The organism is Nonomuraea jiangxiensis (assembly GCF_900099965.1).
Classification (GTDB): domain Bacteria; phylum Actinomycetota; class Actinomycetes; order Streptosporangiales; family Streptosporangiaceae; genus Nonomuraea; species Nonomuraea jiangxiensis.
Genome location: NZ_FNDJ01000020.1, coordinates 87,954 through 110,499, shown reverse-complemented (window position 1 = coordinate 110,499; position 22,546 = coordinate 87,954). Strand labels below are relative to the sequence as shown.

19 protein-coding genes are annotated in these 22,546 nt (G+C 72.1%); 14 read left to right on the top strand and 5 right to left on the bottom strand.

Annotated elements, in window-relative coordinates; translation table 11 throughout:
- Positions 1 to 29 precede the first annotated feature (29 nt).
- Complete coding sequence (locus BLS95_RS36475) at positions 30 to 677, bottom strand: response regulator (protein WP_090942351.1); 648 nt, start codon at positions 675 to 677, stop codon at positions 30 to 32.
- Between the two features lie 90 nt (positions 678 to 767).
- Here BLS95_RS36475 and BLS95_RS36470 point away from each other — a divergent pair, with 90 nt between their 5' ends.
- Both BLS95_RS36470 and BLS95_RS36465 read left to right on the top strand, forming a co-directional pair.
- A complete protein-coding gene (locus tag BLS95_RS36470; protein WP_090942556.1) occupies positions 768 to 1,448 on the top strand; it encodes an ABC transporter ATP-binding protein in 681 nt (226 codons plus the stop codon).
- On the top strand, positions 1,445 to 3,403 hold the full coding sequence (locus BLS95_RS36465) for an FtsX-like permease family protein (protein WP_090942348.1): 1,959 nt from the start codon (positions 1,445 to 1,447) through the stop codon (positions 3,401 to 3,403). Before BLS95_RS36470 ends, BLS95_RS36465 begins: the two co-directional genes overlap by 4 nt.
- Before the next feature lie 87 nt (positions 3,404 to 3,490).
- On the opposite strand, the gene BLS95_RS36460 is transcribed toward BLS95_RS36465, so the two are convergent.
- Positions 3,491 to 4,492 (bottom strand): LLM class F420-dependent oxidoreductase, encoded by a 1,002-nt coding sequence (locus BLS95_RS36460; RefSeq protein ID WP_090942345.1) that lies wholly within the window; start codon positions 4,490 to 4,492, stop codon positions 3,491 to 3,493.
- Between the two features lie 83 nt (positions 4,493 to 4,575).
- On the opposite strand from BLS95_RS36460, the gene BLS95_RS36455 reads away from it, so the two are divergent.
- Positions 4,576 to 6,006, top strand: a complete 1,431-nt coding sequence (locus BLS95_RS36455; RefSeq protein WP_245765493.1) for a sulfatase family protein — start codon at positions 4,576 to 4,578, stop codon at positions 6,004 to 6,006.
- Here the strand turns inward: BLS95_RS36455 and BLS95_RS36450 are convergent.
- On the bottom strand, positions 6,000 to 6,701 hold the full coding sequence (locus BLS95_RS36450) for a FadR/GntR family transcriptional regulator (protein ID WP_090942342.1): 702 nt from the start codon (positions 6,699 to 6,701) through the stop codon (positions 6,000 to 6,002). The two genes, BLS95_RS36455 and BLS95_RS36450, sit on opposite strands and share 7 nt — an antisense overlap.
- A gap of 89 nt (positions 6,702 to 6,790) precedes the next feature.
- Here BLS95_RS36450 and BLS95_RS36445 point away from each other — a divergent pair, with 89 nt between their 5' ends.
- From BLS95_RS36445 to BLS95_RS36435, 3 genes are read left to right on the top strand one after another with little or no spacing between them, the layout of a single operon-like run.
- Entirely contained in the window at positions 6,791 to 7,522 is a 732-nt protein-coding gene (locus tag BLS95_RS36445; protein ID WP_090942339.1) for a (Fe-S)-binding protein, read from the top strand.
- Positions 7,519 to 8,916, top strand: coding sequence for a lactate utilization protein B (locus BLS95_RS36440; RefSeq protein WP_090942337.1), 1,398 nt, complete (start codon positions 7,519 to 7,521; stop codon positions 8,914 to 8,916). The genes BLS95_RS36445 and BLS95_RS36440 overlap by 4 nt, the downstream gene beginning before the upstream one ends.
- The gene (locus tag BLS95_RS36435) at positions 8,913 to 9,470 is read left to right on the top strand and encodes a LutC/YkgG family protein (RefSeq protein WP_090942335.1); all 558 of its coding nucleotides are present in this window, start codon (positions 8,913 to 8,915) and stop codon (positions 9,468 to 9,470) included. The genes BLS95_RS36440 and BLS95_RS36435 overlap by 4 nt, the downstream gene beginning before the upstream one ends.
- Before the next feature lie 29 nt (positions 9,471 to 9,499).
- Here BLS95_RS36435 and BLS95_RS36430 read toward each other — a convergent pair whose 3' ends face one another.
- Positions 9,500 to 10,513, bottom strand: a complete 1,014-nt coding sequence (locus tag BLS95_RS36430) for a baeRF2 domain-containing protein (protein ID WP_090942333.1) — start codon at positions 10,511 to 10,513, stop codon at positions 9,500 to 9,502.
- 3 nt (positions 10,514 to 10,516) lie between these two features.
- A complete protein-coding gene (locus BLS95_RS36425) occupies positions 10,517 to 10,924 on the bottom strand; it encodes a DUF2795 domain-containing protein (protein WP_090942331.1) in 408 nt (135 codons plus the stop codon).
- A gap of 76 nt (positions 10,925 to 11,000) precedes the next feature.
- On the opposite strand from BLS95_RS36425, the gene BLS95_RS36420 reads away from it, so the two are divergent.
- The 8 genes from BLS95_RS36420 (at position 11,001) to BLS95_RS36385 (ending at position 22,376) form a co-directional block, all read left to right on the top strand.
- Positions 11,001 to 12,080 (top strand): GNAT family N-acetyltransferase, encoded by a 1,080-nt coding sequence (locus BLS95_RS36420; RefSeq protein WP_176993575.1) that lies wholly within the window; start codon positions 11,001 to 11,003, stop codon positions 12,078 to 12,080.
- A gap of 113 nt (positions 12,081 to 12,193) precedes the next feature.
- A complete protein-coding gene (gene cbiE / locus BLS95_RS36415) occupies positions 12,194 to 13,369 on the top strand; it encodes a precorrin-6y C5,15-methyltransferase (decarboxylating) subunit CbiE (protein WP_090942325.1) in 1,176 nt (391 codons plus the stop codon).
- Positions 13,370 to 13,440: 71 nt separating this feature from the next.
- Complete coding sequence (locus tag BLS95_RS36410; protein WP_090942323.1) at positions 13,441 to 14,286, top strand: sirohydrochlorin chelatase; 846 nt, start codon at positions 13,441 to 13,443, stop codon at positions 14,284 to 14,286.
- A 7-nt stretch (positions 14,287 to 14,293) separates the two neighbouring features.
- Positions 14,294 to 15,394, top strand: a complete 1,101-nt coding sequence (gene cobT / locus BLS95_RS36405; protein WP_090942321.1) for a nicotinate-nucleotide--dimethylbenzimidazole phosphoribosyltransferase — start codon at positions 14,294 to 14,296, stop codon at positions 15,392 to 15,394.
- A 42-nt stretch (positions 15,395 to 15,436) separates the two neighbouring features.
- Positions 15,437 to 16,432: an agmatinase gene (speB, locus tag BLS95_RS36400; protein WP_218136158.1), complete on the top strand. Its 996-nt coding sequence runs from the start codon at positions 15,437 to 15,439 to the stop codon at positions 16,430 to 16,432.
- A 78-nt stretch (positions 16,433 to 16,510) separates the two neighbouring features.
- The gene (cobA, locus tag BLS95_RS36395) at positions 16,511 to 17,743 is read left to right on the top strand and encodes a uroporphyrinogen-III C-methyltransferase (protein ID WP_090942315.1); all 1,233 of its coding nucleotides are present in this window, start codon (positions 16,511 to 16,513) and stop codon (positions 17,741 to 17,743) included.
- Complete coding sequence (locus tag BLS95_RS54615) at positions 17,740 to 20,757, top strand: dynamin family protein (RefSeq protein ID WP_245765492.1); 3,018 nt, start codon at positions 17,740 to 17,742, stop codon at positions 20,755 to 20,757. The genes cobA and BLS95_RS54615 overlap by 4 nt, the downstream gene beginning before the upstream one ends.
- Positions 20,754 to 22,376: a YfjP family GTPase gene (locus BLS95_RS36385; RefSeq protein ID WP_090942312.1), complete on the top strand. Its 1,623-nt coding sequence runs from the start codon at positions 20,754 to 20,756 to the stop codon at positions 22,374 to 22,376. The genes BLS95_RS54615 and BLS95_RS36385 overlap by 4 nt, the downstream gene beginning before the upstream one ends.
- Positions 22,377 to 22,546 lie beyond the last annotated feature (170 nt).

Here is a 22,546-nt window from a genome sequence, read left to right as displayed (position 1 = left end):
CACTTGTATCCCGGGAGCGGCGCTGTTAATCAGCTCACCACGCCGGATTCCCAAGCCCACGCTGCGGTTTCGACCCGATTGCGGACGCCGAGCTTGGCCTGGATGCTGCCGAGGTGGGTCTTGACCGTGGAAAGCGACACGAACAGCTCCGCCGCCACCTCCTGGTTGGTCTTCCCCCTGGCCACCAGGCGCACGACGTCCAGCTCGCGGTCGGTGAGCGGATCGCCCGCGGGGACGGCGGCCCGCCGCGGCTTGGCCAGGTGCTGCAGCAGCCGTACGGTCACCGACGGTGACACCAGCGCGTCGCCCGCCGCCGCGGCCCGGACCGCCTCGATGAGCAGCGTCGGCCCGCTGTCCTTGAGCAGGAACCCGGTCGCCCCGGAACGCAGCGCGCCGTAGACGTACTCGTCGAGGTCGAAGGTGGTGACTATCACCACCCGCAGGGGGTTCTCCACTCCCGGCCCGGCCAGTACCCGGGTCACTTCCAGGCCGTCCAGCTTGGGCATCCTGATGTCGAGCAGGCAGACATCGGGCCTGAGCCGCCTGGCCTCCGAGACCGCCTCGGCACCGTCGGCCACGGCGGCCACCACCTCTATGTCCGGTTGGGCGTCCAAAATCATCTGAAATCCGGTGCGTACAAGCTGCTGGTCATCCGCGATGAGAACCCGAATAGTCACGCCCCAACTCTAAGGATCGTCCGTTCGGCCGAGGCCGATATGGACTCACGGCCGATTCGCCAGGCCCGCCACCCGGCGAACCTGGAAGCCATGAACGACGTACTTGTTGGACGAGCCCTGACCAAGCGGTTCGGGCAGACGGTCGCCCTGGGCGGCGTGGACATCACCATCGGAGCGGCCGAAGCCGTAGCGATCATGGGCCCGAGCGGTTCCGGCAAGTCGACGCTCCTGCACTGCCTGGCCGGGATCATGAAGCCGGACGGGGGCGAGGTGAGCCTGCTCGGCCGGCGCATCGACACCATGCGCGAGCGCGAGCGCAGCGCGCTGCGCCGCACCCGCTTCGGCTTCGTCTTCCAGTTCGGCCAGCTCCTGCCCGAGCTGCCCGCCGAGGAGAACGTGGCGCTCCCGCTCATGCTGGGCGGGGTGCCGAGGACCCAGGCGGTACGCCAGGCGCGCGAGTGGTTCGCCCCGCTCGGCCTGCACACCATGGAGACCAGGCGGCCGGGGGAGCTGTCCGGCGGCCAGGCACAGCGGGTGGCCATCGCCAGGGCGCTGGTGAGCAGGCCTGCCGTGGTGTTCGCCGACGAGCCCACCGGGGCGCTCGACCAGCGGACCGGCCACGACACGATGCGGCTGCTGGTGGAGGCGACCAGGCACAACGGTGCCTCCCTGATCGTCGTCACCCACGACCAGAACGTGGCCTCCTGGTGTGACCGCACGGTCGAGGTCCGCGACGGCCTGCTCCTGGTTCCCGGCGGGGTCGGCGCGTGAACCTCGACCTCACCTGGCGGCTGCTCAAGGGCGGCGGCCGCAGGGGCCTGCTCGGCGCCTGGCTCACGCTGGGCGCGGTCGCCGTGTCCACCGCGCTGCTGCTGTTCGCCGTGGCGGTCAACTTCGCCTTCGCGGCCAGGGCCGACCGCGGCGCCTGGCGCAACCCCGTACCGGCGGAGGCGGGGGCGGTGGCGATCGAGGCGGCGCGCTTCGACTTCGTCGGCGACCAGGTGATCACCGTTGTGGACCTGGCGGCGCTCGACGCCCGGGCAGCTGCGGGAGCGCGGCCGCCGGGCATGCCGCGCCTGCCCGCGCCGGGCGAGGTGTGGTTGTCCCCGGCGCTGGCCGAGCTGGCCAGGAAGCTGCCCGCCGACCAGCTCGCCGAGCGCTACCCGGATCCGGCGGGCGTGCTCGGCGACGAGGCCCTGGTCTACCCGGGTGAGCTGGTCGCGGTGGTCGGCCACGCGCCGGACGCGCCGGCGATGACGGCGGCCGGCACTCGGGACGGGGCGCTCGGCAAGGGCCCCGCCAAGGTGGCAGACCTGACGGGCACCCCGTCGGAGGACTCCGAGGCCTACCGCGCTCTCACGCTCGTCGCGAGCGTGCTCATGGTGGTGCCGCTGCTGGTGTTCGGCGGCGCCGCGGCCAGGCTCACGGTCGCCCGGCGCGACTGGCGGCTGGCCGCGCTCAGGCTGGTCGGCGCGACGCCGGGGCAGGTCGTCCGGATGACCGTGGCCGAGGCCGTGATCGTCGCGCTGGCGGGCGCGCTGCTCGGCGCGGCCGCCTACGCCGCCGCCGCGCCGCTGCTGGCCGGGATCCCGATCGCGGGCGGCTCGTGGTTCGTCTCCGACGTGCTGCCAGGCCCGCTGCCGCTGGCGGCGGTGCTGGCCGGGGTGCCGCTGCTGGTGGGTCTGTCGGCGGTGGTGGGGCTGCGGCGCGTCGTGGTGAGCCCGCTCGGGGTGGCCAAGCGGGAGACGCCGCCCGCCATGCGGTTCGTCCGGGTGCTCGCCCTGTTCGCGGTGCTCGCCGCGTTCCCCCTGCTGACCAGGGGCACCAGCATCGGGATCGTGGCCGTCGCGCTCGGCCTGGCGTTCCTGTGCGTCAACCTGGCGGGGCCCTGGGTGGTGAGCCTGATCGGCCGGATCACGGCCGGGAGCGCGCGCCGGCCCGCCGGGCTGCTCGCCGGGCGCCGGCTGGTCGACGACCCGCGCTCGGCCTGGCGGACGGTGAGCGGCGTGGCGCTGACCGGGTTCGTGGCGGGCTTCATCGGGCTGCTCAGCCCGTCGGCGTTCGCCGGGGACGGGGAACCGCCGCAGTTGCTGGTCTCCGCGCCTGCCGGGCAGGCCGAGGCCGTCGCCGGGCAGGCCCGTGACCGGCTGCGGGCCGCGGGGGTCCGGGCGACGGTGCGGGTCTCGCGGCGCGGGACCGGGGACGCGCTGGTGGCCACGGCCCTGGGCAGTTACGCCGACCCGGCGACGATCGACCGGGCGCGCACCGCGCTCACCGGGCTCATGCCCGGGCGCACTCCCACGACGAGGGCCGACGACGAGCGCTTCGCCACCCAGCTCCTCGCCGACATCAGGATGGGCACGACCGTGGTGCTGTCCGTGTCGTTCCTGGTGGCCATCGCCAGCGCGGGGATCACGGCCGCGTCCTCGATCCTGGACCGGCGGCAGACGTACGCGCTGTTGCGGCTGGCGGGCACGCCGCTGGAGGTGCTCGACCGGGCCCGGCGCGCGGAGACGCTCGTCCCGCTCACGGTGATGGGCGGCGGGGCGATCCTGGTGGGGGTGTTCTGCGCGATGCCGTTCATGATCGGCGGGATGAGCGTGGCCGGGGCGATCACGCTGGGGGCCTGCGTGGTCGTGGGCTTCGGCGGGGTGGTGGGCGCGGGCGCGCTGAGCAGGCCGCTGCTGCGCTCGGTCACCGCCGACCCGGCCCCGCGCCCGGACTGACCCACCCCGCCCCGCCCCGACCCGGCGCCGCGCCCGGACTTGAGCCACCCGCCCCGGGCAGGTCTTTTGGGCGCCGGGCGCGGGCGCTCAGCCCAGCACCAGGTCGCGGACCAGTTTCAGGGAGGGCTCGTCGCGCGGTCCCATGACCAGCAGGGTCGTGACCGGGCTCCGGTGCCAGAGCTCCAGGCGCTCCTTGATCCTGCCGGGCGGGCCGACGAGCGAGATGCCGTCGGCCAGCTCGTCCGGGATCGCCCGGAACGCCTCCTCCTTGCGCCCGGCCAGGTAGAGCGCCTGGATGTGCTCGGCGGCCGCGGCGTAGCCCATCCGGCCGATGATGTCGGCGTGGAAGTTGCGCTGCTTGGCACCCATGCCGCCGATGTACAGGGTGAGCATCAGCTTCACGCCGTCCAGCGCGCTCCGGACGTCGTCGGAGATCACCACCATCACCATGGCGGCCACGTCGAAGCCGGTGGGGGCGCCCGACAGCGCCGTGCCGTACATCTCCTCGATCTTGGCGGGGAACGCGAACAGCGGCAGCCACCCCTGGGCCAGCTCGGCGGCCAGGGCCACGTTCTTCGGGCCCTCGGCGCCGAGATAGACGGGGATCTCCGGGCGCAGCGGATGCGTGATGAGCTTGAGCGGCTTGCCCAGGCCGCCGGGCAGCGGCAGCGGGTAGTGCGCGCCGTCGCTGGTGACCGGCTCCTCGCGGCGCCACACCTGGCGCATGATGTCCACGTATTCGCGGGTCCTGGCCAGCGGCCGGGCGAACGGCTGGCCGTACCAGCCCTCCACCACCTGCGGGCCCGAGGCGCCCACGCCGAGCAGCAACCGGCCGCCGGTGAGGTGGTCCAGGGTCATCGCGGTCATGGCCGTGGTGACCGGCGGGCGGGCGGAGATCTGGGCGATCGAGGTGCCCAGCTTGATGCGGCTCGTACGCGCCCCGTACCAGGCCAGGGGCGTGAACGCGTCGCTCCCGTACGCCTCGGCCGTCCACACCGAGTCGTAGCCGAGCCGTTCGGCCGCCAGCACCGTCTCCGTCGCGTCGTCGGCGTGGCGCTGCCAGTATCCGAGACACAGGCCGAGCTTCATATGACACCTCCGGAATTAAGTTCTATTACGGCTGTGAGGACCGAAAGTGTCAATGGAGGATCTTCCGGGGTACTGGTCACACTGTGCTGAACGGTCTGCGACGCATTGTCTGCCTGCTGCTTCTCCTGCTGCCGGCGGCTGAGCCCACGATGGCCGAAGGCAAGTCCCGGCCCAACATCGTGTACATCGTGGCCGACGACCTCGAGACCGGGACGTTGGGGCTCTTCCCCAACATCGCCGAGGAGCTCGTGCGTCAGGGGGTCTCGTTCGAGCGCTTCTTCGTGACCAACTCGTGGTGCTGCCCGTCCAGGGCCTCGATCCTGCGCTCCCAGTACGTGCACAGCCACAACGTGCGCACCAACACGGCCCCGGAAGGCGGTTTCGACCGTTTCCACAGTCTGGGTCTGGAACGTTCCACCATCGGCACCTGGATGCAGGAGGCCGGATACCGCACGGGCCTGATGGGCAAATACCTCAACCACTATCCGGGCGGTACGGCCGAGGAGACGTACGTGCCGCCCGGCTGGAACGAGTGGGACGTGCCGGTCCGCCACCTCTACGAGGAATACGGCTACCGCCTCAACGAGAACGGCAGGGTCTACGACTACGGCTGGTCGGAGGAGGACTACCTGTCGGACGTGCTGGCCGGCAAGGCCGCCGACTTCATCACTGCCTCGCAGGATCCGTTCTTCCTGTTCCTGGCGCCGATCGGCCCGCACAATCCGGCCAACCCGGCGGTCCGCCACGCGGGCGCCTTCTCGCTGGCCACTGCCCCGCGCACGCCGTCGTTCAACCAGGAGGACGTGAGCCGCGAGCCGCTCTGGCTGCGGCAGCGGCCCCGGATCCAGGAGCCCGCCCTGGACGAGGTGGACGAGCGCTACCGCACCAGGTTGCGCTCCATGCTGGGCGTGGACGACCTGGTCGGCTCCGTGGTCGACGCGCTGCGGGAGTCGGGCAAGCTCAACGACACCTACATCTTCTTCAGCTCCGACAACGGCTTCCACCTCGGTACGCACCGCCTCAAGCAGGGCAAGACCACCCCGTTCGAGGAGGCGATCAGGATCCCGCTCGTGGTGCGCGGTCCCGGCATCAGCCCGGGCACCACGAACGACCAGCTGGCGGCCACGGTGGACCTGGCGCCCACGTTCGCCGCGCTGGGCGGGGCCCGGGTGCCCGCGTTCGCGGAGGGGCGGTCGCTGGTGCCGCTGCTGCGGGGCCAGCCGCCGGGGGAGTGGCGGAAGAACCTGCTGATCGAGTTCTACCGGCCGATCGACCGGTCGTCGGCCGCCCAGACCCCGGTGCCCGCCTATCAGGCGTTGCGTACGCGGGACCATACGTATGTCCGCTATGAGACGGGCGAGCTACAGCTCTACGACCTGGCCGCCGATCCGTACCAGCTGCACAACCTGGCCCAGGACGCCGACCCCGGGCTGCTGGTCGGCCTGGAGCGGCGGCTGCAGGCGATGATGGCCTGCTCAGGGGCCGGCTGCCGGGAGGCGGACACCCGTCATTGACCGAAGAGCGACGGGTACGCGTGCGCCAGGTGGTCCGACACCGCCCGGGCGGCCTCGGCGGCCTCGCCCCGGTCGATGGCGTTCAGGATGCGCTCGTGGTCGGTACGCAGGATCGACGTGTCGCCCAGGCGTTCGACGGCTTCGACGGCGTATTTGCACATCGAGTCCCGTAGTGAGCGCATGATCGCGGCGACGAGCCGGTTGCCCGACGCGTCCGCGATCGCGCAGTGGAAGGCGGTGTCGTGCTCCACGAACTCCTCCGCCGTCCGCGCCCTGTCCATCCCGGAAAGGGCGTCGGCCAGGGCGGAGGTGTCCGCCCTGGCGGCGGCGGCATGCGAGGCCGCCCACTGCTCGATCATGTGCCGCGTGTCGATGACCTCGCGCAGCTCCAGGCTGGCCAGGCCGAGGTGCAGCCGGAGCAGGTCCGTCAGCGCCGAGTCGGGGCGCGAGGTGAGCACCGCCCCCGCGTCCGGCCCCCGGCCGGCGTGGGAGGAGACCACGCCGAGGGTCTCCAGCACGCGCAGGGCCTCGCGTACGGACGAGCGGCTGACGCCGAGTTGCCCGGCGAGGTGGCGTTCGGCGGGCAGCCGGTCGCCCACGGTCAGTCCGTCCTCGGCGATGCGCCGCTCGATCTGTGCGAGTACGTCCTCGAACGTCCGCGTTCGCCTGACGGGATGCCAGCCGCTGTCCGCCAACGGAGTCCTCTCTGGTGGTGGCCGGAAATAGTGGTATTTAGGTATGGTCTGACCATACAGTGGTCCGACCATATCTTGGAAGGAGTGGCGTGCGAGTCGCCCTGTTCATCACGTGCGTGAACGACACGCTCTTCCCCGGCACCGGCAAGGCCGTCGTCTCCCTGCTGCGCAGGCTCGGCTGCGACGTGGACTTCCCCGCGGCGCAGACGTGCTGCGGCCAGATGCACGTCAACACCGGCTACCGCGAGCAGGGCGTACGGCTGGCACGGCACTTCACCGAGGTCTTCGCCGGATACGACGCCGTCGTCGCGCCGTCGGGGTCGTGCGCGGCCATGGTGCGCGAGCAGTACCCGAAGCTGGCGCGGCCGGGCAGCCGGGGAGCGGCGGCGATCGCCGAGGTCGTGCCGAAGGTGTACGAGCTATCCGAATTCCTGATCGACGTCCTGAAGACCGATGACGTCGGCGCATATTTCCCGCATCGGGTGACTTATCACCCGACGTGCCACTCGCTCCGCGGCCTCCACCTGGGCGACCGGCCCACCCGGCTGCTCAAGAACGTCCGCGGCCTGGAGCTGGTGCCCCTGCCCGGCGCGGAGGAGTGCTGCGGCTTCGGCGGCACGTTCGCGGTCAAGAACCCGGCCGTCTCCGCGGCGATGGGCGCCGACAAGACCCGCGGCATCCTGGACACGGGCGCCGAAGTGCTGTGCGCGGCGGACAACTCCTGCCTGATGCACATCGGCGGCACGCTGCGCCGCCAGAAGACCGGCGTCCGGACGATGCACCTGGCCGAGATCCTGGCATCCACGGAGGAAGCACAATGAGCGCCACGTTCCTCGGCATGCCCGGAAATTTCCCGCAAAATGCGGCGAAAGCCGTTAGTAACTCGCAGCTCCGCTACAACCTCCGCAAGGCCACTCACACCATCCGGGACAAGCGAGCCGGCGTCGTCGGTGAGCTGCCCGACTGGCAGGAGCTGCGCGCCGCCGGCAAGGCGATCAAGGACCACACCCTCCGCAACCTCGACCGCTACCTCCTCCAGCTCGAAGAGGCCGTGACCAGGGCGGGCGGCACGGTCCACTGGGCCAGGGACGCGGCGGAGGCCAACGCCATCGTCACCGGCCTGGTCAAGGCCACCGGCGAGACCGAGGTGGTCAAGGTCAAGTCCATGGCCACCCAGGAGATCGAGCTCAACGAGGCGCTGGCCGAGCAGGGCATCACCGCGTACGAGACCGACCTGGCCGAGCTGATCGTGCAGCTCGGCGACGACTTCCCCAGCCACATCCTGGTCCCCGCGATCCACCGCAACCGGTCGGAGATCCGCGAGATCTTCCTCGACAAGATGCCCGATCCGCCCGAGGGCCTGACCGACGACCCGCCCGCCCTGACCGAGGCGGCCCGGCTCCACCTGCGTGAACGCTTCCTCCGGAGCAAGGTCGCCATCTCCGGGGCCAACTTCATGGTCGCCGAGACCGGCACCCTCGTGGTGCTGGAGTCGGAGGGCAACGGCCGCATGTGCCTGAGCCTGCCGGAGACGCTCATCAGCGTCGTCGGGATCGAGAAGCTGCTGCCCTCCTGGCGGGATCTGGAGGTGTTCCTCCAGCTTCTGCCGCGCAGCTCCACGGGTGAGCGGATGAATCCCTACACGAGCATGTGGACCGGCGCGGTCGAAGGCCAGGACTTCCACCTGGTGCTGCTCGACAACGGCCGCACCGACGTGCTCGCCGACGAGGTGGGCCGCCAGGCGCTGCGCTGCATCCGCTGCTCGGCCTGCCTGAACGTGTGCCCGGTCTACGAGCGTACGGGCGGCCACGCGTACGGGTCGGTCTACCCGGGGCCGATCGGCGCCATCCTCACCCCGCAGCTGCGGGGCATGTCGTCGGAGCTGGACGCCTCGCTGCCGTTCGCCTCCAGCCTGTGCGGGGCCTGCTACGAGGTCTGCCCGGTCGCCATCGACATCCCGGAGGTGCTGGTGGACCTGCGGGCCAAGGCGCCGCACGCGGCGGCCGAGCGGGCGGGCATGAAGGTCGCGGGCTGGATACTCGACGACCACACCCGGCTGGCCAAGGCCGAGCGCGCGGCCACCCGGCTGCGCAAGCTCGTACCGAAACGGCTGCCCGGGCCTTTGTCGGCGTGGACCGACACCAGGGACCTGCCGGACATCCCGGAGGAGTCGTTCAGAGACTGGTGGGAGCGGAGCGGGGGTGCGGGCGAATGAGCGCGCGTGAGGAGATTCTGGCCAGGATCGGCAGGGCCGTGGCCGGTGCGGCGGACGTCGAGATCCCCCGGCACTACCGCACGACGCAGCAGGTGGACGACCTCGTGACGCTGTTCGCCGAGCGGGTGGACGACTACCGGGCGATCGTGCACGTGCTGCCCGAGGCCGAGGTGCCGGGCAGGATCGCCGAGAGCGTGGCCGGGCGCCGCATGATCGTCCCCGACGGCTTCGACCGGGAGGGCGGCTGGACCGACCTGAACACGGCCGACGGCGTGATCACCAACTGCGCCGTGGCCGTCGCCGAGACCGGCACGATCGTCCTCGACCACGGCCCCGGCCAGGGCACCAGGGCGCAGACGCTGGTCCCCGACTACCACCTGTGCGTGGTGCGGGCCGACCAGATCGTGTCCTGCGTGCCGGAGGCGATCGCCAGGCTCGACCCGTCGCGCCCGCTCACCTGGATCAGCGGCCCCTCGGCCACCAGCGACATCGAGCTGAACCGGGTCGAAGGCGTGCACGGCCCCAGGACCCTGGAAGTGATCGTCAGCACCTGAGCCCCGCACCCGGGGCCCCCAGGCGATCGTCAGTACCTGAGCACGGCCGCCACGTCGGGGACGCGGTCGGTGAACCACAACTCCGCGTCCGTCAGCGCGGCGGCCCTGGCCAGGGCGGAGTCCGAGCGCTCCTCGATGGGAGCCTCGACGCCCCAGCGGCGCAGCTCGCCCGCGTCGGTGGCCAGCAGCGTCCCGCACTGCCCGGTCCACACTCCGCGCGGCAACTCGCCGGGCGAGAGCACGGCCTGGACCCGGCCGTCGCGCAGGGCGTCGGCCACCTTGGCCATCCCGACCGGCCCCGCCGACTCCTGGTGCCGCTCGACCAGCTCGGCCCGCCGCCGCTCCAGCCACTGGTCGAGGGCCCGCTCCACGTCCGCCTCGAACTGCCCGTGGCAGGCGCGGCTGCCGTGCTCGACCATCATGACCCGGTCGGCGGCCTTGGTACCGAGATGCTGCAGCAGGTACGAGCGCGACTTCGGCTCACCGGCCACCAGGACCAGCTCCGCGCCGATCCGGCGGACCTGCTCGTCGACCTCGCGAGCGACGGCCACCGCGTTCTTCTCCCAGGTCTCGTCCACGGCCCGCTCGTACCGCTTCTGCGACCAGCCGCCCTGCGCGGTCTTCTGCAGTGGCCACGAGGCGGCCGCCACGGTGGTCCTGCGCGGCGCCCCGCTTCCGAACACCGTCACCTCCGCACCCGCGTGATCCACGATCACCCGGATGTGCGGCACGTTCTCGCCGCGCTGCATGAGCATGGGCGTGACGTGCGGCAACGGCGACCAGGTGGCCAGCTCCACCGGCGGCCGGTCGAACGACTCGGCCAGCACCACGTCACCGTGCGCGGCGAACAACGCCTGCCCGGGAGCGGTCCGGGTCGCCTCCTCCTCCAAAGCGTCAAGCGTGGCGGGGTCCACCTCCCGGTCGAGCCGGTCGCGCAGGCCCCGCCAGTGCCTCGCCCGCTCCGGGCCCGTCAGTGCGCCCAGATAGACCGACGCGTACGGGCCGCTCCGCTCGTACAGGGGCCGGATGAAGTCGAGGCGCACGGCTCACCACCTTCGTCGCTCCGAACCGAGCCCGAGGGCCTCGGCCACCTCCGCCATGTTCGCGTAACGGCGGTCGGGCAGGGATCCGACCAGGCCGGCCACCGCGTCCGGCGCCTGCGCGCGGTCGGCGTGCCGGACGAGTTCGTCCTTGGAGGCGGGCCAGCCGGCGTCGCTGAGCCATTTGGCCAGATCGCTGCGGATCTCGGCGCCCTGCGGCGTGATGCCCTCGGGGACGCCCGGTTCGTGCCCCGGCGGGTAGGAACTCCGCGGCTCCTCGCCGGGCGCGAGCGGGGACTCGGGTTCCTTCCACTCTTCGGCATGCGTGCCGCCGCCCCCGCGTACCAGGCCCTCGGTCTCGTGTTTCTGCTGGTCGTCGAGGCGGGGACCGTGCTTGCCGCTCCCACGTTCCATAGTTCTCTCACTCCCCTCAATGCGCCCCTACCCCTGCTTTGATGGGCAAACGTCGCGACTGTGTACCCTGCCGAGGGTGTTCGACGCTGATGTGAGCATCGCTACGGAACGGCTCACGCTCCGGCCGTTCGGCTTGCAGGACGCCGCCAGGATCGGCTCGATCGTGCGGTCCGGCGTCCGGTTCCTCCCGCCCGGCGCCCCGGCGAAGGCGGCCGGCGTCGCCCAGTGGCTCTCCAACGGCGTGCACGAGCTGCGCCGCTCTGGCCAGGGCCTGCACCTGGCCATGACCGGCGAGGCCGGCCTCATCGTGGGCGCCATCAGCCTGTTCAAGACCTCGTGGCAGGCCGGTACGACCGAGGTCGGATACGGCGTGCACCCCCTCTACCGGGGCCGCGGCTTCGCCACGGAGGCCGTACGCGGGCTGACGGACTGGGTGTTCACCACCACCGGTTTGCGCAGGATCGACCTGACCGCCAACCTGGACAACCTGCCTTCCCTCCGCGTGGCCCAGAAAGCCGGCTTCACCTGGGAGGGCGTACTGCGGGCCGCGGTGCTGGAGGACGACGGCCCGCACGACCTGGTCGTCTTCGGCCTGCTGCGCGACGACAGCCGCTTCCCCTCCGACACGCTGCCCAGGACGGAGCTGCGCACCCCCCGGCTGCTGCTGCGCCCGCCCGCCCCCGCCGACGTACCCGACCTGGCCGCCACCGGCGCCGATCCGCTCACCCAGGCCAGGACGAACGTGCCGCGTGGCTACTCGCAGGACCACGCGAGGGCCTTCATCGACTACTGCGAGCGGATGCGGCTGCGCGGCGCCGGCATCGCCTGGACCGTCGAGGAGCTCGCCACCGGCCGGTTCGCCGCCAGCGTGGACCTGCGCGACCTCGACTGGACCAACCGGACGGCCGAGGTCGGCTACATGACCGCCCCGTGGGCCCGCGGCCGGGGGTTCGCGGGCGAGGCCGTGGTGCGGATCGCGCACTGGCTGTTCGAACGGCACGGCTTCGGCCGGCTGCAGCTCCGCGCGGCCGTGTCCAACCCGGCCTCCCAGCGGGTGGCGGAGAAGTCGGGTTTCGTCCGCGAGGGCGTCGCCCGCGCCTCGCTCGGCGGCGAGGATCTCGTCGTCTACAGCCTCGTCCCGGCCGACCTGGGTTGACCTGCCCGCTGGATGCCGTCCGACCTGGCCCGGGGGCACATCGGAATGACCCTCGCACCGTTTGTGAAACCCCTCCTGACCAGTCACCCTTGAGATGAGGACGGTGAGGCGCAATGATCACGGTTGTCGGCTGGGACGGATCCGAGCTCTCGGCCAGGGCGGTGGACAAACTCCACGAGGCCCGGCTGGTCGTGGGGCCGGACGCCATCCTCGACCAGCTCAGGATCAGCGCGCCGACCGTGGCCGACAGGTCGCTCCTGGAGGCCCTCGACAGCCACCTCGAACACGGCAAGGGCCCCGCGGTGGTGATCGCGGAAGGTGACCCCGGCTTCTTCGGCGTCGTACGCACCTTGCGCGAGCACGGCCTCCATCCGGACGTGCTGCCCGCCATCTCGCTGGTGAGCCTCGCCTTCGCCCGCGCCGGGCTCAACTGGGAGGACGCGCTCGTCGTCGCCCCGTCGGGCCCGGGCCAGCTCAACCGCGCCGTCAACGCCTGCCGCGCCCACCCCAAGGTGGCCCTGCTGGTCGCGCCGGGCGTCGGCCCCGCGGAGATCGCCAGGGAGCTGGCCCCCACCACACCGCGCGCGCTGATCGTCTGCGAGGACCTCGGCGGGCCCGACGAGCGGATCACCCACAGCCGCATGGGCGAGGCCACCACCAGGCCATGGAAGGATCCCGACGTGGTCCTCGTCATCGATCCGCTGCACCAGCCCAAGGAGCCGGGCTGGGTGGCCGGGGCCCAGCCGGGACCGGCCGAGTGGGCGCTGCCGTCCGAGGGCGGGATCCCGGCCGAGGTCAGGGCGTTCATCCTGGCCAAGCTCGGTCCCCGGCTCGGCGACCTGGTGTGGGACGTCGGCGCCGGCGCCGGCGAGATCGCCGTCGAGTGCGCCAGGATGGGCGCGGCGGTCATCGCCGTCGAACGCGACGAGCAGTCCTGCGCCCTGCTGCGCGCCAACGTGCTCCGCCAGGGCGTCAAAGTGGCCCTGGCCAGGGGGCAGGCACCGCCCACGCTGGAGCCGCTGCCCGACCCCGACGCCGTCTTCGTGGGCGGTGGCGGCCCCGACGTCGTGGTCGCCTGCGCCGCCCGCCGCCCGCGCGCGCTCGTGTGCGCGCTGAGCAAACTGGAGCAGGTCGCGGTCGTGCTCGACCTGCTGCGCGAGCAGGGATTTCGCGGTGAGGGCAGCCAGATCCTGGTCTCCGGACTGACGCCCGGCCCCGACGGCTCGCACCATCTGACGGCCTGCGACCCCGTGTTCGTGGTGCACGCGACACCCGTGCACGGAGGGTGACCTGTCCCCTACCGGTGCGCATCGGTTATCCTCGCGTGACTTTGTCTTACCGCACCGGAGATACCCTCACGATGAAGCCGCCGCTCCTGCTGATCGGGCAGGGCTCACAGGATGACGCCTACGCCGCGGAGTTCGGCCGGTTCGTACACCGGCTGCGCTGCCGGCTCGACCAGACGGTCGCCGACGTCTCGGGGGGTTATCTGGAGCGCGCCACGCCCCGGCTGAGCGACTCCGTCGACTCTCTGGTGGCCAGGGGACACCATCGGCTGGTCGCGCTGCCGCTGAGCCTCAGCAGGCTGGGCGAGGAGCTGCCCGCCGCGATGGAGCTGGAGCAGAAGCGCCATCCCACGCTGGCCTATGACTACGGCCGCCCGCTCGGCCCCGATCCGCGGGTGCTGGGGCTGCTGTCCGAGCGGCTCAACGAGGCCGCGGTCGAGCTCTCCAGGCCGCGCGCGCTGGAGCTGGCGGGCGCCAGGCCCCGGCTGCGCGCCGTGGACGCGCTGTCGGCCGACGACGTCGCCACGCCCGTCGAGCCGGGGGAGACGGCGGTCGTCCTGGTGGGCGAGGGCTCGACGGACGCGGCCGCCAACGCCGAGGTCCACCGGGTCTCGCGGCTGTTCTGGGAGACGTACGCCTACGACTTCATGACCGTGGAGACGGCGTTCGTGTCGGTCACCCCGCCCGGCGTGCCCGGCGGGCTCGAACGCTGCCGCCGGTTGGGTGCCCGGCGGGTGATCGTGGTGCCGTACCTGCTGTTCGCGGGCGGGTTGCTGGAGCGCGTGTGGGCGCAGGCGCTCGCGTACGGCGCGGGACACCCCGACCTCGACATCCGCTGCGCCGAGGTGATCGGCGACTGCGAGATCCTGGCCGACGTCGTGATCGACCGATACGAGGAAGCGCTCCAGCTCGTCCCATAAGTGGAGGATTGCCGTGCTAGCAGAGACGCTCGCCGAGATCCGCCCCGCAGACCCGCGGGCGCTCGCCGAGGCCCGCTCCCATCATGACCGCCTCACCAAGCCGCGTGGTTCGCTCGGCGTGCTGGAGGACGTCGCGATCCGGCTGGCCGGCGCGGCCGGCGTGAGCCCGCCGCCCATGCCCGAGCCCGCGGCGCTGGCCATCTTCGCCGCCGACCACGGCGTGCACGCCCGCGGCGTCAGCCCGTGGCCGCAGGAGGTCACCGTCCAGATGGTGGCGAACTTCCTGGCGGGCGGCGCGGTCGCCAACGCCTTCGCCGCCCAGGCGGGCGTGCCGGTGACGGTGGTGGACGTCGGCGTCGCGACCGACCTGCCCGAGGCGCCCGGCCTCGTCAACCACAAGATCGGATACGGCACGGCCGACCTGTCCCGGGGCCCCGCGATGACCGTCGACCAGGCCGTACAGGCGCTGGAGGCCGGCATCCTGGTGGCCAGGAACCTGATGGCCACGGGCGCGCGCTGCCTGATCACCGGCGACATGGGCATCGGCAACACCACCGCGTCCGCCGCGCTGATCTCCGTGTTCACCGGCAAGGACGCGGCCGAGGTGACCGGCAGGGGCACGGGGATCGACGACGCGACGCACGAGCGCAAGGTGGGCATCGTACGCGAGTCCATCCGCGTGAACGGCCTCTCCGGCGATCTGCCCACCGAGCTGGCCTCCGGCCTGAAAGCGCCCAGCGAGGCGCTGCGTGCCCTGGCCGCCGTCGGCGGGTTCGAACACGCGGCCATCGCCGGCTTCATCCTGTGCGGCGCGGCGGCCCGGGTGCCGGTGATCCTCGACGGGGTCATCGCCGGCGCCGCCGCCCTCGTCGCCGCCGCCCTGGACCCCGCCGTGACCGACCACTGCATCGCCGGCCACCGCTCGGTCGAGCCGGGCCACTCCGCCGCGCTCGACCAGCTCGGGCTGCGCCCGCTGGTGGACCTGGAGCTACGGCTCGGCGAGGGCACCGGCGGCCTGCTCGCCCATCCGATGGTCTGCGCGGCGGTACGGGCACTGCGGGAGGTGGCCACCTTCGACTCGGCGGGAGTGACGGAAAAGCCCGTGTGATGATGGTGGCCCTGGAGGTGAGCAGTGTCCCGTTATGGCACTATGTACGGCCCCGACATCACCTTTCTCGGGGTGGACCGTTGCGACGTCAACGAACCGGAGAGCTACGCCGACGCCGATGTGGTGATCATCGGCGCGCCCTTCGACGGCGGCACCTCGAACCGCCCCGGCGCCCGGTTCGGCCCGATGGCGCTGCGGCAGGCGTGCTACCTGCCGCATGACGGCTCCCGGCCGAGCCTGGCGCTGCGGGTGGACGCGCTGCGGGATCTGCGGGTGCTGGACGCGGGTGACGTCGAGTGCTACTCGGGCGACGTGGAGGGCTCGCTGGCCGCGATCGAGGAGGCGGTCCACCGCATCGCCGCCTCGGGCGCCGTCCCGCTGGTCCTCGGCGGCGACCACACGGTGGCGCTGCCCGACGCCAGGGGCACGGCCAGGGCGTACGCGGCGGGCCGGACGTCCATGATCCACTTCGACGCGCACGCGGACACCGGCGACATCACCTTCGGCCACCTGCACGGGCACGGCCAGCCGATGCGCCGGCTCATCGAGTCGGGCGCCATCCGCGGAGACCGGTTCCTGCAGATCGGGCTGCGCGGCTACTGGCCCGAGCCGGAGACGCTGGACTGGATGGCCGCCCAGAGGATGCGCTCCTATGAGATGACCGAGATCGTGGCGCGCGGGCTGGAGGAGTGTCTCACGGAGTCGTTCGGCACGGCCCTGGACGAATGCGACCAGATCTTCCTGTCGGTCGACATCGACGTCTGCGACCCCGGGCACGCTCCCGGCACCGGCACGCCCGAACCCGGGGGGCTCACGGCCAGGCAACTCCTCGACGCCGTACGCAGGATCTGCTACGAACTTCCGGTGGCCGGGATGGAGGTCGTCGAGGTGGCGCCCCCCTACGACCACGCGGACATCACCGCGTACCTCGGGAACCGGGTTATCCTTGAAGCGCTGTCGGCGATGGCCAGACGCCGGAAGGATGACGAAGGCGGGCCTCGCTGGGATCCGCGGCAGCCCCTTCTTGACGGTCGTTGAGGCGATGCAGCAAATGACGCATCCGAAGCCGGTAGGTTTACCTCTTAACACAACCTTCGCGAACGGGAGATTCCCCCCATGGGTCCCTACCTCCTCGGCCTGCGGCTCACCGGCCGCCGGGTCCTCGTCGTGGGCGGCGGTCGCGTCGCCCAGCGGCGCGTGCCCGCGTTGCTGGAGGCCGGTGCGGAGGTCACTGTCGTCTCGCCGAGCGTGACCCCCGCGCTCGACGACCTGATCGCCGCCGGACGGGTCACCTGGCACGCCCGCCCCTATGAGGTGGGCGACTGCGACGGGGCCTGGCTCGTGCAGGCCTGCACCGATGTCAGGGCCGTCAACACGGCGGTCGCCGCGGAAGCGGAGGCCAAGCGCGTGTGGTGCGTGCGGGCCGACGACAAGGACGCCTCCGCCGCCTGGACACCGGCTTCCGGCCGGGTCGACGAGATCAGCGTCGCGATCACCGCGGGCGGCGACCCGCGCCGGGCCGCCGGCATCAGAGACGCGGTCGTGGGCGCGCTGCGCGACGGCACGGTCGACGCCCGCCGCAACCGCACCAAACCGGTCGGCGTGGCCCTCGTCGGCGGCGGGCCCGGCGATCCCGGGCTGATCTCGGTGCGCGGCCGGCAACTGCTCGCCCAGGCCGACGTGGTGGTCGCCGACCGGCTCGCGCCCCGCGGCCTGCTCGACGAGCTCGCGCCGGACGTCGAGCTGATCGACGCCGCCAAGGTCCCCTACGGCCGGGCGCTGGCCCAGGACACGATCAACGAGTTGCTCGTGGACCGGGCCCGGCAGGGCAAGTTCGTGGTCCGGCTCAAGGGCGGCGACCCGTTCGTGTTCGGGCGCGGCGGCGAGGAGATGATCGCCTGCGCGGAGGCGGGCATCCCGGTGCTGGTGGTGCCCGGCATCACGAGCGCGGTGGCGGTGCCGGCGATGGCCGGGGTGCCGGTGACGCATCGGGGAGTGAGCCAGGAGTTCCACGTCATATCCGTGCACGTGCCGCCCGACGACGCCAGGTCCACCGTCGACTGGCCCGCGCTGGCCCGTTCCCGGGGCACGCTGGTGCTCATGATGGCGGTGGAGCGGCTGGCCCAGGTGGCCGAGGCGCTCATTCGCGACGGACGTGACCCGGAGACTCCCGCAATGGTGGTACAGGACGGTACTCTTCCGACCCAGCGGGCGGTTACCGCTTCGCTTTCCACTGTGGCCGACCGCGTGTCCGCGGCTGGGATACGGCCGCCGGCGATCGTGGTCGTCGGCGACGTCGTGAGGGTCGGCCAGGAGGTCGAGATGGTTCGAGCGGAGCGCTTGCCGTGAACACGGCCATGGATGACGGGCGGCAGGAGTCACCGGGAGAGCAGACGTTGAGCTTTCGCCCGGTGCGGGACGACGACGCCTCGGACGGCGCAGAGGCCGTACGCGGCGGGGGAGGGCCGGAGGAGGCGCGGGAGACCCGCGACCGCCCCCCGTCCACCGACGACCCGCCTACGGACGCCGACGACACTTCCCCCACGGGGTCGCGGGGGCCGGCAGCCGGAAGACCCGGCACGCCGGAGGAGCCCACCGGCGAGAGACCGAGCCTCTTCACGGCCAGGACACCGGCCAGGAAGCCTGACACGGCAGAGCGTGACGCCGCCGGCCCGCCGGGCGCCGCCGCTCCCGACTCACCCGGCACCACCCTCTTCGGCACGCCCCGCCCGGGCCCCTCCGACCCACCTGGCGCCACAACTTCCGGCTCGTCGGGCGGCAGCCTTTTCGACGCGTCCGGTGGGGCCGGCGAGCGTGGCGGCTCTGACAGGCCAGGCGCCGCCGCCGGCCGGGCCGTGTCGGGCAGGGCCGCCGCCCAGGGCAAGCCGGTCAAGCCCGTCACTCCCGGCGAGCCCACGCAGGCCGGCAAGCCCGCCGATGGCGGCAAGCCCGCCGCGGTCGGTGACCCGGTTGCGACCGAAAAGCCCTCTCTCTTCGTGCGGCCCGCCTCGCTAGGAGGGCCGGAGAGCCAGAACCGCCAGCCCGCTCCCGAGCCCGCTCCCCGCTACGAGACGACGGAGCCGTCGGACCCCGAAACTGCGGCTTCGCCTCCCGAGCAAGCCACCGCTTCACTCTTCAGTGCCGCCTCCTCCGAGCGGCGCCCCGGGGCGACCGAGGAGTCCGGCCTGGCGCCCCAGGCGGATCGCCGGGACGACGAGCCGGAGCCCCGCGCGGCCGAGCAGCCGTCCGATGCCGAATCGTTCGACGCCGAGCCGTTCGATGCCGAGTCGTTCGAGGAGCAGTCCTCCGGCGGATCTAGCGCGGCCGGGAAACCGCAGGACGAGGAGCCGTCCCGCGATCAGGAGGGGCACGACCCCGAAGCGCGGGACCAGGAGAGGCAGGACCCCGGACACCCCGCCCCGGCGGCGGCAAGCGCTGCCGCAGACCTCAAGCGGAAGGGACGGAAGCCCGGCGACGAAGCCCGGCAGGAGCCCGAGCCCGCTGGCGACGACGGGAAGGGCCCCGCCACCCCGGACGGCGACCGCGAAGCTCAGGACGCCGCTACGGGCGGCGCCCGGGAAGCCCAGGACGACCCTGCGGGCGACGCCCGGGAAGCTCAAACCGACCCTACGGGCGACGCCCGGGAAGGCCGTGGCGCCGCCGACAGTGGCGAGAAGGGCCGCGATTCCGCAGCCCGAGAGCAGGCGGGCGGGTCCGAGGAGGAGTTGCCCGCCGAGGCGGCGGAAACGCTCATGGCAGCGCTCGACGCGCTCCGCGAAAGCATCGCCGCCCTGCGCTTCGGCCTCGACCTCCCCGGCGCCGAGGAGGCCAGGCAGGCGCAGGCCGACCTGCTGGCCCAGCTGGAGGGCTACGTACTGCCCCGGGTCCGGACCAGCGCCGCGCCCGCCCTCATCGTGATCGCGGGCTCGACCGGCGCGGGCAAATCCACCCTGGTCAACTCCCTGGCCGAGCGGAACATCTCCCGCACCGGCGTACGCCGTCCCACCACCGGCACCCCCGTCCTGGCCTGTCATCCGGACGACCGCAGGTGGTTCGCGGAGGGAGAGCTGCTCGGCGGCCTCACACGCGTCGACCAGCCCAGCCCGGACGCCGGGTTGCGCAGCCTCGTCATCGTCTCCACCGAGAAGCTCCCGCAGGGCGTCGCGCTGCTCGACACTCCTGACATCGACTCGGTCGTCGAGGAGCACCACGAGGTGGCGCACCGGATGCTCGACGCGGCCGACCTGTGGATCTTCGTGACCACCGCGGCCCGCTACGCCGACGCCCCCGCCTGGAATCTGCTGCGCCTCGCCAAGGAACGCGGTGCCCGCCTGGCCATCGTGCTCTCCCGGGTCCAGCCGAAGTCCGCGGACGTGGTGCTGAAGCACTTCGGACGCATGCTGACCGAATACGGTCTGGGCGAGATCGACAGGTTCGTCATCCACGAGGCGAAGGTGCACGACGGCAGGCTGCCGGACAGCGAGGTCGTGGACCTGCGCCTGTGGCTCGCCGAGCTGTCGGTCGACGAGGAGCGCCGGGCCCAGGCCGTACGCGAGACACTCAATGGTGTGCTCGACAGCTTCCGCACCCGCGTACCCGCGCTGGCCAAGCACCTGGAGGGGCAGGTCGCGTTCCGCGCGGAGCTGCGCGGCGACGTGGAGGCGGCCTTCCTCGGCGCGCTCAGCGAGATCGACAAGGCGTCGAAGAACGGTTCGCTGCTGCACGGCGAGGTGCTGGCCCGCTGGCAGGACTTCGCGGGCTCCGGCGACCTCATGCGCTCGCTGCAGCTGCGCAAGCGCAACTGGTCGAAGCGGGCGCCGGAGCGCGTGACGGCGTTCAGGACGGCGATCCGCGCGGGGCTGGAGTCGGTGATCGTCGCCGCCGCCAACCGCGCCGCCGAGGAGGTCGTCGCGCGCTGGCGGCACCGTGCGGAGCTGGGCGCAAGCCTCGGTGAGGGCCTGGAGCGGCCCTCCGACAATCTCGTACGCCACACCGGCCGTGCCATCGCCACCTGGCAGGATCACCTGAGCGAGCTCGTACGCACGGAGGGTGTCGCGAAGCGGTCGGTGTCGAAGCTGGTGTCGTTCGACCCGGATTCGCTGTCGTTGATCTTCACGGTGGCGATGTTCAGCGGGAGCAACGGCGAAGGGGTCCCGCACCGGCTGGTCAATGCCCTGCTGGGCGCCGAGTCGCTGCGCGGCATCGGTGCCAAGGCACTCAGCGATCTGCGGGCCAGAATCGGCATGTTGTTCGACGAGGAATCCATGCGTTACGTGCAAGCGCTCGACTCTGCGGGCATTCCCGACGAGTCCGTCGCGACCCGCCTCTACCAGGCGACCTACAACCTCGAGGTCGCTCGATGACCACCATGACCACCAGGACGGGACTCGCCTCGCGGTTGTCCGCGCTCACCAAGGTCGTGGAGCTGGGCCCGGGAAGGCTGGACAAAAAGCTGCTCGACGACGCCACCGCGTTGCTCCGGCAGGCCGGTGAACGGCTCAAGCTGTCGTCGGAGCACACCGTCGTCGCCCTCGCGGGCGGCACGGGAAGTGGCAAGTCGTCGCTGTTCAACTCGATCTCGGGGCTGGAGCTCTCGCCCACGGGCGTACGCCGGCCGACCACCGCTCGCACCCACGCCTGCGTGTGGGGGCTGGAAGGCGCCGGGCCGCTGCTCGACTGGCTGCAGATCCAGTGGCGGCACCGCTTCTCGCGGGCCAGCGCGCTCGACAGGGGCGACAGCCAGCTCCACGGGCTGATCCTGCTCGACCTGCCCGACCACGACTCCATCAGGGCGCTCACCGACACCGAGGCAGACCGGCTCATCGGGCTGGCCGACCTGGTGGTGTGGGTGCTGGACCCGCAGAAGTACGCCGACGCCTCGACGCACCGGCGCTACGTGACGGAGCTGGCGGGGCATGACGCGGTGACGTTGTTCGCGCTCAACCAGGCCGACCGGCTCACCGCTGAGGAGCTGGCCGAGCTGGTCATCGACCTCAACGACCTGCTGCGCCGCGAAGGCGTCGAACACCCCAGCGTGGTCCCCACCTCGGCCGTCACCGGCCGGGGCGTGGAAAGCCTCAAGAGCGTCATCGCGACCGCCGTGAGCCGCCGGCGCGCGGCCATCCAGAAGCTCGAAGCCGACCTCCACCGGCTCGAACAGCGCCTCACCCAGGCGATGCCGCTGGGCGAGGCCCTGTCCGCGCCCTCGTCGGTGGACGAGGCCCGCAGGATGGGGCTGACGGACGCGCTGTGCGACGCGGTGGGCGTGCCGGCCGTGGGCGAGGCCATGGAGAACGTCTACGCCGAGCGGTCCAACCGGTGGGTGGGGTGGCCGTACCCGCGGTGGTTCGGCAAGTTCCGTGCCGATCCGCTGAAGAGCCTGCGGCTGCAGGACGTGGGTGACGAGATCCGCGGCATCACGACCGGCTCGGTGAGCGCGCAGTCGGCCGAGGTGTCCAACGCCGTCCAGGCGCTGACGGACGGGCTGTCGATGGGGATGCACCCGGTCTGGCGTACGGCCGTGCACCAGGCGGCCAGATCCCGCTCCAAGCAGCTCCCGCAGGCGCTGACCGAGGACCTCACGGAGGTCGCGCCACAGCTCGACCGGGTGCCCGGGTGGTGGCGGCTGCTCAAGGTGTGGCAATACCTGCTGGTGGCGGCCTTCGTGGCCGGGCTGGCGTGGCTGGTGGTGGGGCTGACCATGCCCGACCAGTTGCCGCCCGCGTTGGAACTGCTGGGTGACAGCGCGACGCTGCCGTGGGTGGGACTCATGATGGCCTCGGTTCTGGGGCTCGGAGCCCTGTCCGGGATCGCGTCCCGCAATTTCGTGGAACTGGGGGCGTCGCGGGAGCGGGAGCGGCTGGAGCGCGAGATGCGGCGCAGGGTCGGGACGGTGTCGGCGACCATGGTCGTGGAGCCGGTCGAACGCGAACTGAGCCGCCACCACGCCTTCTACACCGCCCTGAGGGACATGTCATCCTGACCCTGCCCAATCTCCCGGCCCCGGTGTAGGCAGCGGCCTGGCCTTGCCGACAAGCTCCACGAACGGGCATCCCGGACCTTAAGAGGGAACGGCGGGCCGCGCTGCCTACGGACGGCATCGCATCACCGTTGCTGTGACAAGGCGGCACGCGATGGCTTGTCATACCGATC

Coding starts and splice junctions, on each gene's coding strand:
- BLS95_RS36440 (WP_090942337.1), top strand. CDS start 7,519: ATGAGCGCCACGTTCCTCGGCATGCCCGGAAATTTCCCGCAAAATGCG.
- BLS95_RS36435 (WP_090942335.1), top strand. CDS start 8,913: ATGAGCGCGCGTGAGGAGATTCTGGCCAGGATCGGCAGGGCCGTGGCC.
- BLS95_RS36460 (WP_090942345.1), bottom strand. CDS start 4,492: ATGAAGCTCGGCCTGTGTCTCGGATACTGGCAGCGCCACGCCGACGAC.
- cbiE (WP_090942325.1), top strand. CDS start 12,194: ATGATCACGGTTGTCGGCTGGGACGGATCCGAGCTCTCGGCCAGGGCG.
- speB (WP_218136158.1), top strand. CDS start 15,437: ATGTACGGCCCCGACATCACCTTTCTCGGGGTGGACCGTTGCGACGTC.
- BLS95_RS36410 (WP_090942323.1), top strand. CDS start 13,441: ATGAAGCCGCCGCTCCTGCTGATCGGGCAGGGCTCACAGGATGACGCC.
- cobA (WP_090942315.1), top strand. CDS start 16,511: ATGGGTCCCTACCTCCTCGGCCTGCGGCTCACCGGCCGCCGGGTCCTC.
- BLS95_RS36385 (WP_090942312.1), top strand. CDS start 20,754: ATGACCACCATGACCACCAGGACGGGACTCGCCTCGCGGTTGTCCGCG.
- BLS95_RS36470 (WP_090942556.1), top strand. CDS start 768: ATGAACGACGTACTTGTTGGACGAGCCCTGACCAAGCGGTTCGGGCAG.
- BLS95_RS36425 (WP_090942331.1), bottom strand. CDS start 10,924: ATGGAACGTGGGAGCGGCAAGCACGGTCCCCGCCTCGACGACCAGCAG.